General features: G+C 41.5%; 12 protein-coding genes. All 12 read right to left on the reverse strand.

Annotation, left to right across the window (positions count from 1 at the left end; all coding sequences use genetic code 11):
* Window positions 1-7: 7 nt before the first annotated feature.
* On the reverse strand, window positions 8-787 hold the full coding sequence (gene trpA / locus ACFSX4_RS06490) for a tryptophan synthase subunit alpha (RefSeq protein WP_377772734.1): 780 nt from the start codon (window positions 785-787) through the stop codon (window positions 8-10).
* Complete coding sequence (trpB, locus tag ACFSX4_RS06495) at window positions 780-1985, reverse strand: tryptophan synthase subunit beta (protein ID WP_377772736.1); 1206 nt, start codon at window positions 1983-1985, stop codon at window positions 780-782. The genes trpA and trpB overlap by 8 nt, the downstream gene beginning before the upstream one ends.
* On the reverse strand, window positions 1986-2600 hold the full coding sequence (locus tag ACFSX4_RS06500) for a phosphoribosylanthranilate isomerase (protein ID WP_377772738.1): 615 nt from the start codon (window positions 2598-2600) through the stop codon (window positions 1986-1988).
* On the reverse strand, window positions 2593-3360 hold the full coding sequence (gene trpC / locus ACFSX4_RS06505; RefSeq protein WP_377772740.1) for an indole-3-glycerol phosphate synthase TrpC: 768 nt from the start codon (window positions 3358-3360) through the stop codon (window positions 2593-2595). Before trpC ends, ACFSX4_RS06500 begins: the two co-directional genes overlap by 8 nt.
* Complete coding sequence (trpD, locus tag ACFSX4_RS06510; protein WP_377772742.1) at window positions 3357-4412, reverse strand: anthranilate phosphoribosyltransferase; 1056 nt, start codon at window positions 4410-4412, stop codon at window positions 3357-3359. Before trpD ends, trpC begins: the two co-directional genes overlap by 4 nt.
* Before the next feature lie 758 nt (window positions 4413-5170).
* A complete protein-coding gene (locus ACFSX4_RS06515; protein ID WP_377772744.1) occupies window positions 5171-5890 on the reverse strand; it encodes a GDSL-type esterase/lipase family protein in 720 nt (239 codons plus the stop codon).
* Between the two features lie 175 nt (window positions 5891-6065).
* The gene (locus ACFSX4_RS06520) at window positions 6066-6857 is read right to left on the reverse strand and encodes an SDR family oxidoreductase (protein WP_377772746.1); all 792 of its coding nucleotides are present in this window, start codon (window positions 6855-6857) and stop codon (window positions 6066-6068) included.
* 108 nt (window positions 6858-6965) lie between these two features.
* The gene (locus tag ACFSX4_RS06525; protein ID WP_377772748.1) at window positions 6966-8210 is read right to left on the reverse strand and encodes a Glu/Leu/Phe/Val family dehydrogenase; all 1245 of its coding nucleotides are present in this window, start codon (window positions 8208-8210) and stop codon (window positions 6966-6968) included.
* Between the two features lie 68 nt (window positions 8211-8278).
* Window positions 8279-9472, reverse strand: coding sequence for an ornithine--oxo-acid transaminase (locus tag ACFSX4_RS06530; protein ID WP_377772750.1), 1194 nt, complete (start codon window positions 9470-9472; stop codon window positions 8279-8281).
* A gap of 89 nt (window positions 9473-9561) precedes the next feature.
* Complete coding sequence (gene pruA, locus ACFSX4_RS06535) at window positions 9562-11103, reverse strand: L-glutamate gamma-semialdehyde dehydrogenase (RefSeq protein WP_377772752.1); 1542 nt, start codon at window positions 11101-11103, stop codon at window positions 9562-9564.
* 294 nt (window positions 11104-11397) lie between these two features.
* Complete coding sequence (gene ygs / locus ACFSX4_RS06540) at window positions 11398-11775, reverse strand: S1 domain-containing post-transcriptional regulator Ygs (RefSeq protein WP_377772754.1); 378 nt, start codon at window positions 11773-11775, stop codon at window positions 11398-11400.
* A gap of 154 nt (window positions 11776-11929) precedes the next feature.
* Window positions 11930-12133 (reverse strand): hypothetical protein, encoded by a 204-nt coding sequence (locus tag ACFSX4_RS06545; protein ID WP_377772756.1) that lies wholly within the window; start codon window positions 12131-12133, stop codon window positions 11930-11932.
* Between the last annotated feature and the right edge of the window lie 151 nt (window positions 12134-12284).

The raw sequence follows: 12284 nt of genomic DNA on the forward strand, positions 1-12284 counted from the left end.
AATGTCATTAAGAAGTTGTTTTTTCGGGGATGAGGTGCTTAATATCATCAAACTTCTTTTGATGTAGTAAATCAACAATTTTACTGCCGACAATCACACCGTCCGTATGACGGGACAATTTCTCCGCCATCTCCCGGCTCGATACACCAAAGCCTGCACAGACCGGGACATCCGACACAGATTTAATTTTTTCCAAAAGTGCGTAAGTATCTTCACCGTACTCCACACGACCGCCGGTCGTCCCCTTCACTGTCACTGCGTAAATAAAGCCCTCGGCATCTTTCGTTAAAGTCTTTATACGTTCTTCGTCGCTGGTCAGAGTAATCAGTCTGATGAGCGCAATATCCGCATCTGTTAAATAATCCTTGATTTCATCTTCTTCTTCATACGGCACATCGGGGATGATAACACCGCTGACGCCCGCTTCAGCCGCTTCTTTTGAAAACGCCTCATAGCCGAGTGTCAGAAGCGGATTAATGTAAGTCATAATTACGAGCGGCACGTGCACTTCGTCTTTGATTTCTTTTAACTGATTCAGGATATCTCTTAACGAGACATTGTCGGAAAGTGCACGGAGCGCCGCCTCCTGTATCACAGGACCGTCTGCGACGGGATCTGAAAACGGAATGCCGATTTCAATCACATCCACTCCTGAATCCTGAAGCAGCTGAATCTGATTTTTCAGTTGATCGAGGCCGCCGTCACCACCCATAATGTAGGAAATAAATGCTTTATCATTATTTTTATTCAACCGGCTGAAAGTCTGTTTAATCTTTTCCTTACTCATCCGTTACGCCTCCTAATATACGCTTTACTTCGCTGACATCTTTATCACCGCGTCCTGACAGACACACGACGACAATTTCATCAGGAGATTTCTCTTTCGCAATCTTTACAGCTTCTGATACGGCATGAGAACTTTCAAGCGCCGGAATAATGCCTTCTTTCTGAGACAGAAGTTTAAATGCATCGAGCGCATCTGTGTCACTGCATGATACATAATTCACCCGGCCGATATCATGAAGATGGCTGTGTTCAGGTCCGATACCCGGATAATCCAGTCCCGCAGATACAGAATACGCCTCTTCTATCTGTCCATTATCATCCTGGAGGAGATGCATTTTCGCACCGTGCAGAATACCGACACGGCCTTTTGCGATAGATGCTGCATATAATGAATCAAGCCCTTTTCCTGCAGCTTCCACTCCAACGAGCTCAACACTTTCATCTTCAATAAATGGATAAAACATTCCCATCGCATTGCTGCCGCCGCCGATACATGCCACTACAGTATCCGGCAGACGCCCTTCAAATGCAGTAATCTGTGACTTTGTTTCACTGCCGATGACACTTTGAAAGTCTCTGACAATCTGCGGAAATGGATGTGGTCCCAGTACCGAACCGAGAATATAATGCGTATCATCTACATTCGCCACCCAGTAGCGGAGCGTTTCATTGACCGCATCTTTGAGTGTACCGCGTCCCTGGTCAACGCTGACAACTTTTGCGCCGAGCAGTTCCATTCTGAATACATTCAATTCCTGACGTCTCACATCTTCTTTACCCATAAAAATAATACATTCCATACCGAGATTGGCACAAATTGTCGCAGTCGCGACACCATGCTGTCCCGCACCGGTTTCTGCAATAATTCTTTTTTTACCCATGCGCTTCGCAAGAAGTCCCTGGCCGACTGTATTATTAATTTTGTGTGCACCGGTGTGATTTAAGTCTTCACGCTTTAAATAAATTTTTGCACCGCCGACATGTTTTGTTAAACTGTTCGCATAGTAAAGTGGCGTTTCACGGCCGACATACTGCTTTAAATAAACATCCAGCTCCTCCTGAAACTGAGGGTCTTTCAATGCTTTTTTATATTCGTCCTCAAGTTCTTTTAGTGCACCGATTAATGTTTCAGGTACAAATTTACCGCCGTACACACCGTACTTCCCTTTTTCATCGGGGAAATTATACGATACTCCCATTTATATCTCTCCTTTAGCTTCTTCAATGAATCTTTTAATTTTCACAGGATCTTTTACACCGTCAGTTTCCACTCCGCTTGAAGTATCCACAAGGGCAGGACATGCCTTTACAACTGCTCCCCGGACATTATTCTCATTGAGGCCGCCGGCAAGCGCAAAACGACTTTGATCCACTGCATCAAAATCAATCTCTGCCCAGTCAAACACCCTTCCGCTGCCGCCGTAATACTTCTCTCTCGGACTGTCGATTAAAATGAAATCCGCCGGATAGCTGAATTTTTCTTCATATGACAATTCTGAATTGCTTGGAAACGCCTTGATTACTTTATGGTTTAAGCGTTCCGTAAATGCTTTTGTTTCATCACCGTGCAGCTGAATGTAATCAAGCGGTACGGTTTTAAGAATCTCCGCCAGTTCCGCTTTTGAAGGATTCACAAAAACACCGACCGTCTTTGTACCGTACAGACTGACACTGCCGAGAATTTCTTTAACAGTTTCTGCAGTCACCTGGCGCTTACTCGGTGCAAAAACAAACCCGATAAAGTCAGCGCCGTATTTCACGGCATTATTAACGTCTTCAATGGTTTTCATTCCGCATATTTTTACTTTAGTCATGTTTTGCCACCTTCAATTTTCGGATGACTTCAGCTGGTGTATTGTCACGCATCAATGTTTCTCCGACTAGAAGACAGCCGGCACCCGCTTTCGACATACGGACGGCATCGGATTCTGTCTTAATGCCGCTCTCCCCGATAAATAAGATACCCGGATGATTGTATTTTTCGAGCAGCGTTTCAGTCGTTTTTAAGTCAACTTCGAACGTTTTTAAGTTACGGTTGTTGATTCCGATAATTTCAGGTTGAAGCTTCAGCGCACGTTTCATCTCTTCTTCATCATGAACCTCTACAATACATTCAAGATTCAATTCGGATGCATAGTCATAAAGTGACTTCATCTCTTCATCCGAAAGAATTGCTGCTATCAAAAGGATAATATCTGCACCGTGATTATAGGCTTTTGCAATCTGCCTTTGATCGATGATGAAATCTTTATTTAAAACCGGTACATCGACTGCCTGCTTTACCGCCTGCAAGTCATCGAGCGAGCCTTTAAAATAATCCGTCTCAGTCAGCACGCTGATGGCAGTTGTTCCGCCCGACACATACTGTTCTGCCTGAAATACGGGTGAGATTCCCGGGTTGATATCGCCTTTTGAAGGTGACGCTCGTTTAATTTCACTGATGATACCGAGTGTTCCGTCCGCTTCTGCCTTTACTTTAAAAGGGACGGGTGTCCGTTCAATGGTTTTAATCTCCTCAGGATATGATTCAAGCTGTCTTTTTTTCACTTCTACTATATCATCTAAAATCGTCATTGCACCGGCTCCTTTGTGTATTCAATCAGTAAATCAAGTTTCTCTTTTGCTTTTCCGGATTCAATACTCTCTTTTGCGAGTATGATTCCTTCTTTAATCGTCGCCGTCTTCTCCGCTACAAATAATGCGATACCTGCATTTAATATCACTGTATCTTTTTGTGCCGGAGTGGCTTTATTTTCAAGTATATTCAAAAGAATGTCTCTGTTCGTTTCACCGTCTCCGCCTCTTAAATCTTCAATACTGTATGAAGAAAGTCCGAGATCCTTCGGGGATAATACTGTTGACTCGACGTTGCCGTCTTTTAAGACAGCAATATGATTTTCACCTGATAAATTGGCTTCATCCATGTAGCCTGCCCCGTTCACCACCACCGCCCTTTTACGGCCGAGTGCATTTAATACTTCAGCCATCGTTTCCACCTGACTGCGCTTGTATACACCAAGATACTGATAATCCAGATTGACCGGATTGATTAACGGGCCGATCATATTAAAAATCGTCGGTACGGATAAATCCTTTCTCACTTTCATAATCTGTTTAATCTTCGGATGAACCTGTGGTGCGAATAAAAAGCAAACACCGATATCATTTAACTGCTTTTCGACTTTTTCCGGAAAGTAATCTATTTTAATGCCAAGTGCTGTCAGTACATCAGAAGAACCGGTTAAACTCGTCACACTCTTATTCCCGTGTTTCGCAATTTTTACACCAGCTCCCGCAATCACAAAAGCAGATGTTGTCGAGATATTGAAACTGCCTGAACCATCTCCGCCGGTGCCGCAGTTATCAATTACGCCTTCAATATGGTCGGGCAGTGATGCTGCGTGACTCTTCAATACTGAAACAAGCGCTGTAATTTCCTCCACCGTCTCCCCCTTATTTTTGAGGCCGGTAAGAAGCGATGCGATTTCACTGTCCGACGCACCGCCGTTCAGCACAATATCAAATGCCTGGTACATTTCATCATATGTTAAATCTTCTTTTTGCGATACTTTAATAATATATGGGTACACTGTGTCTTCAACTGTATCTGTAATTGATTGAATCATTGTTCATTCCTCCAAAATTTTGTAATAAAAAACGCCCTCCATCAGCCGTATCGACTCATGGAGGACGGAAATCCGCGGTGCCACCTCTATTAGATAAACATGATGTTTATCTCACTTTACACGTTGATAACGGTACGCCGCCGTCACTTATACTACAGGCCCATTCCAATCATACCTGTGTACCGCGTCTCAGTTTCACGGCTCCCTGTCACACTGGTGTATCATTGTACTTACTCTGTAAAAGTGTCTTATTTAATTAAAAAACTCCCCATCCTGCTCTATAAATTATAGAAAGGACGGGGAGCCGCGGTGCCACCTTTATTGAATGCATAAATATATGCTTTCCACTCTGCTTTGTCTACAGCAGTATAATCTGCTGAAAGCCCGAATAACGCCGGTTAAACGCCGGAACACTAAATCCCGGTTCATATCGAAGTCCATTCACTTGAAAGATTGCATGAGTTCCCACCAGCCACTCATTCTCTGTAACCAATCAAACAGCTACTCTTCTTCGAAAAATCATATTTATAATGAATTGTTATTTATAATAGTACACTTCTTTTAATAATGCAACCCTTAATTACACTAAAAATTCAAATAATTAAGTGAATGATGGTGTTGAAAGAGTTTTGTGTGATTCATTTCTTTGATTACCTCCGAAACTCCCGCATTGACCCACTCAGTTTTCTGAGCTCATCTCAAAAATTCAACACATTTAAAAACCGCACCCGGCAAAGTGGATGCGGCAGTTCAATATTCTACTGTTCCAAGCCAAGCGTTCTGTATACTTCTTCAGCAATGGCTCTTGCGCCTTCTTTGTCAGGATGAATACCGTCTCTGTCAAACCACTGACTGTTACCGAGTGATAACTGATGGATATCAATCAAATCAAAAGATCTGTCTGCTGCAATATCCTCCACAACCTGTACAATTTCATTAACGTTGCTGTCATCTATATGACCCTCTGCCTCAGGAATGTTAAATGCTTTCGGCGGGGTCATTAAATATATTCTTGTGTCCGGGTTATTGGATACATACGTATCTATCAGTGTTTCATATTCTTCCCTGAATTGTACCGGACCATTCCAGTTTATATTTTTTGAGTCATTCGTACCGAGCATTATTAAGGCGATATCCGGGTGGAATCTCAGACTTTCCTGGTATTCAGGACTATTGATATACGGGAGGTTGGCACTACTCATGGCTGTATGACTGCGGACGCCGTAATTTCGAACCCAGTAATCATTCCCGAGCATATGAGACAACATTACCGGATACGTCTCATCAGCTGACAGGCCTGAACCATAGGTGATACTGTCACCTACTGCCGCAATTTTTATATTCCCTTCATCATCAACCGCATTAACATCATGTCCCTCAGACATATTCCATTGGGCTGCTGCGTAATCAATAATAATGAATAATAGTATTGAAGCAGCCAGAGCTGTAAATAACCATTGTATTGATTTTCGTTTCATTACAGACCTCCTCGCATTGTATTATGAAAGTAATCGTATAATCATATCAGTTAAAAGTAAATATCTTTTTTCGGTCAATATAGTAAAATTTATGACACCTGTATTTTAAACGTATGAAAAGGAAGCTGATATTCACCAAGTCCCTTTTCCAGTTTTAGTTATAAATTCAAGCTGCTTACCCTTTACCGCCCATGAATGCCGGGTAATTGGTCATACCGCCGTCCACATATATTGTCGTTCCATGAATATAACTGGAAACGACGGATGCTAAAAACAATGCAACATTTGCGACCTGTTGAGGTGTTCCGATTTCTCTTGCAGGTATCATTTCTAAAGTTTCATCACGGGTTGCTGGATCAGAAAATTTTTCTTTAGTATGCTCGGTGACAACTGCTCCCGGTGAAATATTGTTAATACGTATACCGTACTGTGCATATTCCATAGACATGGTTTCCATCATCAGTTTGAGCCCGCCTTTACTCGCTGCATAATTTACATAATTCGGCCATGGAATAGTGTCATGAACACTGGAAGTATTTAGTATAATCCCCTTCTTGTCTTCTTTAAGGAACTGATTCACCGCTTCCCTTGCACCAATAAACGCACCCGTCAGATTAACATCCACCGCCTTGTTCCACTCTGCCAGTAACATCTTGTGTGACGGTATCGGTTTTTCAAAGCCGGCATTATTAATCATAATATCAAGTGTGCCGAACTGACCAACCGCCGTCTGAATCAGATTGACGACATCCTCTTCTACAGATACATCTCCCTGAACTTCAATCATCTCACCGCCGGCACTTTCAATAACTTCTCTTATTTCTCTCAGCTCATTACTATGATTATCAGAACGGTAATTCACCACAACTTTCGCCTTTTCTCTGCCGAATGATTCGGCAAAAGAACGGCCGATTCCGCTTGCACCTCCGGTAATAACAACTACTTTATCTTTCAAATCATCATACATTTTCAAGAAGACTCCTTTTTCTCGAATTTATTTCCATGTATACCCGCTCTCTCAGATTTTTTAAACATAAAAAAAACTGCACACCACCAGTGTGCAGTTTTCTGATTATTAAGCCCAACCTCTGTATCTCGCTGCTTCGGCTGTACGTTTTAGACCGATAATATACGCAGCTAAACGCATATCAATCTGTCTTTTTTCATGAAGATCATAAATTTCATTAAATGCTTTTTTAAGCTTCACTTCAAGTTTTTCATTCACTTCTTCTTCATCCCAGTAGTAGCCCTGGTTATTCTGTACCCACTCAAAATAGGATACAGTCACACCGCCTGCTGATGCAAGAACATCAGGTACGAGCAGTTTACCGTTTTCAGTGAGAATTTGTGTTGCTTCTTTAGTTGTCGGACCGTTTGCTGCTTCACAAATAATTTCCGCCTTAACTCTATCTGCATTTTCTTCAGTAATCTGGTTGGCAATTGCTGCAGGAATTAAAACATCACAGTCAAGTTCGAACAATTCTTTGTTGGAAAGAACATCATCAAATAAGTTTGTTACCATACCAAAGCTGTCACGACGGTCAAGAAGATAATCAATGTCAAGACCATCCGGATCATGAAGTGCACCATTCGCATCAGAAATGCCGACAATTTTAGCACCGCGGTCATAAAGAATTTTTGACAGGAAACTACCGGCATTACCGAAGCCCTGGATAACAATACGGACATCCTCAAATTTCATGCCGCGTTTTTCCATTGCCTGCTCAAGACAAAGAACAACACCCATTGCTGTCGCACGGTCACGCCCCTGGGAACCGCCGAGAACCAACGGCTTTCCAGTGATAAATCCCGGTGAATTAAATGCATCGAGCATACTGTACTCATCCATCATCCATGCCATAATCTGTGAGTTTGTAAACACGTCCGGTGCAGGAATATCTTTACTCGGACCAACGAACTGAGAAATCGCACGCACGTAACCTCTTGAGAGTCTCTCAACTTCCTCGATGCTCATTTCACGCGGATCACAGACGATACCGCCTTTGCCTCCGCCGTACGGAAGGTCAACAATACCTGCTTTTAACGTCATCCACATTGATAGTGCGACCACTTCTTCTTCGTTTACATCCGGGTGGAAACGCACACCGCCTTTAGTAGGACCAACTGCGTCATTATGCTGTGCACGATAGCCGGTAAACACTTTTACCGAGCCGTCGTCCATACGTATTGGAATACGTACTTTAAGCACTCTTAACGGTTCTTTAATCAACTCATACATTCCATCATCAAAACCCAGCTTTTCTAAAGCTTCATGGATTATCGCCTGAGTAGAAGTTACTAGATTAGTTTTATCTGACATTTATATCCGCCTCTTTTATGAAACTGTTTTCAATGTTAATTGTACCATATTAGAACGTTTTGAAAAGCTTATTTCTCTATGACTGACTTCACTTTTTCAATTGCCCAGTCAAGATCTTCTTTTTCGATAATAAGTGGTGGTGCGAAACGGATGACTGTGTCATGCGTTTCTTTACAGAGAATACCTTCTTCTTTCAGAGCTTCACAGTACGGACGTGCAGATTCATTCAGTTCTACACCGATGAATAAACCGCGTCCTCTGACTTCTTTGATTTTATCACTGTCGATTTTCTCTAATTCCGCCTTGAAATATTCTCCAAGTTCCTGGGAACGTTCAATTAAGTTTTCATCAATTAAAACATCAAGTGCTGCTTCAGACACTGCACATGCGAGTGGGTTCCCGCCAAATGTCGATCCGTGTGAACCTGTTGTAAAGACACTAAGAATATCTTCATCTGCAAGAACAACAGAAATCGGGAATACGCCGCCGCCGAGAGCTTTACCGAGAATATACATATCAGGTGTTACTTCATCCCAGTCTGTTGCGAATAATTTACCGGAACGGCCGAGACCTGCCTGGATTTCATCAGCAATAAACAATACATTGTTGTCATCACACACTTCTCTGACTGCTTTTAAGAAGCCCTGCGGTGGAATATTAATTCCTGCTTCACCTTGAATCGGCTCAAGCAGAACGGCTGCAGTATTTTCATTCACAGCTTCCTTAATCTGATCGATATCACCAAAATCAACAAGTTTAAAGCCGTCAACGAGCGGGCCGTAACCTCTTCTGTATTCTGCTTCTGAAGACATTGATACAGGTACAAGCGTTCTACCGTGGAAGTTTTGATTCATCACAATAATTTCTGCTTTGTTATCTTCAACGCCCTTAACATCATATGCCCAGCGGCGCGCAGCTTTTACTGCAGTTTCAACCGCTTCAGCACCAGTATTCATCGGCAGTGCCATATTTTTGCCTGAAAGCTTACAGATTTTTTCATACCATGGACCGAGGCGGTCTGAGTGGAATGCACGTGAAGTCAACGTTACACGGTCTGCCTGATCTTTTAATGCCTGAATGATTTTCGGGTGTCTGTGCCCCTGGTTCACTGCAGAATATGCACTCAGCATATCCATGTACTTGTTACCTTCCGGATCTGTTACCCATACACCTTCTGCTTCAGCGATAACAATCGGTAAAGGCAGATAGTTCGGAGCACCATATTGATTTGTCTGTTCAATAATTTCAGTTGATTTTGTCATAATATCTTCCCTTCTTAATTTAGATAAATATTTATTTTAAAAAACAGCAGGAATAAAGAAACCTGCCGTTTTTTATTTATACAATTTGATTATAGCATTTCTGAAGTTGTTTTACCCTGCATATGCAGAAGTAAGTAATCCGGGCCGCCTGCTTTAGAATCCGTACCAGACATTTTGAAGCCGCCGAATGCCTGATAACCAACAATTGCACCCGTACATCCGCGGTTGAAGTAAAGGTTTCCGACATGGAAATCTTCACGTGCCTGTTCAATATGGGCACGGTTTTTCGTGAGGACTGCACCAGTCAGACCATAATCAGTATCATTAGCAAATTCAATTGCCTGATCAAAGTTATCTGCTTTAGCAAAACCAACCACAGGACCGAAAATCTCTTCCTGCATGACACGGTCATTGTGCTTAAGTCCTGAGAATACAGTCGGATTCACAAAATGACCTGTTTCATTGTCAGTTGTTCCGCCGATTTCAAGCTTACCTTCCTGTTTACCGATTTCAATGTACTTCTCAATTTTTTCTAATGATGCATCATCAATGACAGGACCCATATAAATATCCGATTCAGGGTTTCCGACAGTCAAATCTTTAGTTTTGGCAACTACTTTTTCAAGAAGCTCATCATGAATGTCCGAAAGTGCAATCACTCGTGAACATGCAGAACATTTCTGTCCGCTGAAACCAAATGCAGATTTAACAATTGAATCTGCCGCAAGTTCCAAATCTGCATCAGAGTCTACAACAATTGTGTCTTTACCACCCATTTCAGCAATGACACGCTTTAAGTTCACCTGACCGTCCTGTACTTTGGCAGCTTTTTCATAAATGCTGACACCGACATCTCTTGAACCTGTGAAAGAAATAAATGCAGTATCTTTGTGCTCCACAAGATAATCGCCGATATCTCTTGAAGATCCCGGAATAAAGTTCACAACGCCTGCAGGCATCCCTGCTTCTTCCAGCACTTCGATAAATTTATACGCTACAATCGGTGTTCTTGAAGAAGGTTTCAACAATACTGTGTTTCCAGTTACAAGTGCTGCTGCAGTTGTACCGGCCATGATTGCGAACGCAAAGTTCCATGGAGAGATAACAAGACCCACTCCTAAGGAGATGTAGTTGAACTGATTGTATTCACCAGGACGTGATTCAACATATGCACCATCTTTAAGCTCCAGTTGTTTACGACCGTAATATTCAAGGAAATCAATCGCTTCTGCTGTATCTGCATCAGCCTCATTCCATGGTTTACCTGCTTCTTTTACCAGTAATGCGGAAAATTCAAATTTACGTTTACGGATAATCGCAGCTGCCTTGAACAATACATCTGAACGAAATTCAAATGAATGCTTTCTCCATGTTTTAAATGTTTCTTTTGCCGCTTCCATCGCACGGTCTGCATCTTCTCTGCCCGCCTGTGACATATAACCGATTGTTTCTGATTTCTGCGCCGGATTATAAGACTCCAGCTTCTTTTCTGTATAAATTCTTTCACCATTTATAATTAATGGATATTCTTTGCCTAAATATTCACTGACTGTTTCCAGTCCTGAATCTAATTTTTTACGGTTTTCCTCTTTTGAGAAATCCGTGAACGGTTCATGTCTGTATGGTATCATTTTCTGATCCTCCTTGAATAATAAGAATGCTCTAACAAATATAATGCCTGTTTCCTGACACTTTTTCAAGCTTTATATTGAACTATTTCATTATCCTTTAATATAATCATCATGTCCATTTGAAACCGTATACAAATTATCGGATAATTATGTTTAAATCACATTCGACAATATAACAGCGAGTAGACTCTATTCATCTGAGTGCATAAAACGATGTATATATATTCGTTTAAAAAATAAATAAAAAAACCTGCATTTTTTATGCAGGTCTAACAAAAAAGCCGTTTTAAGTGCTTATTTACGCATCCGCGCCTTACCTTCTCGAATCCATTGAGGCAGCTTTTGCCTGATTGTCTCAAAACCATATTTCTCAGTTTCTTTAATCTGTTCAAGAACTGAGCGCCGGTCTCTTTTTCGTTCTTCATTTTTAAAATACTCATTGTCTTTTAAAGTGAAATTGAGTTTTCCGTCATTATCTACACTCAATATCTTCGCTTTTACAATTTGTCCTTTTGTTAAAAACTGATTAATATCATGAACGTAATCATTCATAATTTCTGAAATATGGATGAGCCCTTCCTGGTTATCAGGGGTCTTGACAAAAGCGCCGTAAGGCTGGATACCGGTTACCTTCACTTTAACGAACTGGTCTTTTCGGTATTTTTTTGTCACGGTATTACCCCACTTTTAAGACTAGTAATATACACATGCTATTTTACCATATCCTGAAGTGGAGTGCTATTTATTATGTACAAATACAACAGTTGTAAAAGTCAGTATATGATACAGCTTCTAATATCTGACTCTGACCGCCATTAGTACAACATTATTTGTGCCGGTCGTCGGAATTATCCTCTTCAAACTTTTTCATGACTTCTTCTTCAAAGTTTTTCATCTTCTGCTCCTGTGACTTCGAGTAGGAACGAATCCAGCGGAACACAAGATATGCCACCACAATACAAACTGCCAACGCGATAAACGCCGGAATGTATTCTGTTTTATCATCCGGGAAATATAGAAATTCCATCATGGTTAATCACTCACCTTTACGGATAGATTATAGCAAACTAATAAGTACTGTGACGCCTTAATAATGACCATTTTGTGAGCATTTTTTTACCATTTTTTTAATAAAACGCTTTTACATTTTCACAAAAAAAGCGCATACCCTTTTCCGGGCA

The organism is Corticicoccus populi (assembly GCF_042686195.1).
In the GTDB taxonomy this organism is placed as follows: domain Bacteria; phylum Bacillota; class Bacilli; order Staphylococcales; family Salinicoccaceae; genus Corticicoccus; species Corticicoccus populi.

Coding starts and splice junctions, on each gene's coding strand:
- trpA (WP_377772734.1), bottom strand. CDS start 787: ATGAGTAAGGAAAAGATTAAACAGACTTTCAGCCGGTTGAATAAAAAT.
- trpB (WP_377772736.1), bottom strand. CDS start 1,985: ATGGGAGTATCGTATAATTTCCCCGATGAAAAAGGGAAGTACGGTGTG.
- ACFSX4_RS06500 (WP_377772738.1), bottom strand. CDS start 2,600: ATGACTAAAGTAAAAATATGCGGAATGAAAACCATTGAAGACGTTAAT.
- trpC (WP_377772740.1), bottom strand. CDS start 3,360: ATGACGATTTTAGATGATATAGTAGAAGTGAAAAAAAGACAGCTTGAA.
- trpD (WP_377772742.1), bottom strand. CDS start 4,412: ATGATTCAATCAATTACAGATACAGTTGAAGACACAGTGTACCCATAT.
- ACFSX4_RS06515 (WP_377772744.1), bottom strand. CDS start 5,890: ATGAAACGAAAATCAATACAATGGTTATTTACAGCTCTGGCTGCTTCA.
- ACFSX4_RS06520 (WP_377772746.1), bottom strand. CDS start 6,857: ATGTATGATGATTTGAAAGATAAAGTAGTTGTTATTACCGGAGGTGCA.
- ACFSX4_RS06525 (WP_377772748.1), bottom strand. CDS start 8,210: ATGTCAGATAAAACTAATCTAGTAACTTCTACTCAGGCGATAATCCAT.
- ACFSX4_RS06530 (WP_377772750.1), bottom strand. CDS start 9,472: ATGACAAAATCAACTGAAATTATTGAACAGACAAATCAATATGGTGCT.
- pruA (WP_377772752.1), bottom strand. CDS start 11,103: ATGATACCATACAGACATGAACCGTTCACGGATTTCTCAAAAGAGGAA.
- ACFSX4_RS06545 (WP_377772756.1), bottom strand. CDS start 12,133: ATGATGGAATTTCTATATTTCCCGGATGATAAAACAGAATACATTCCG.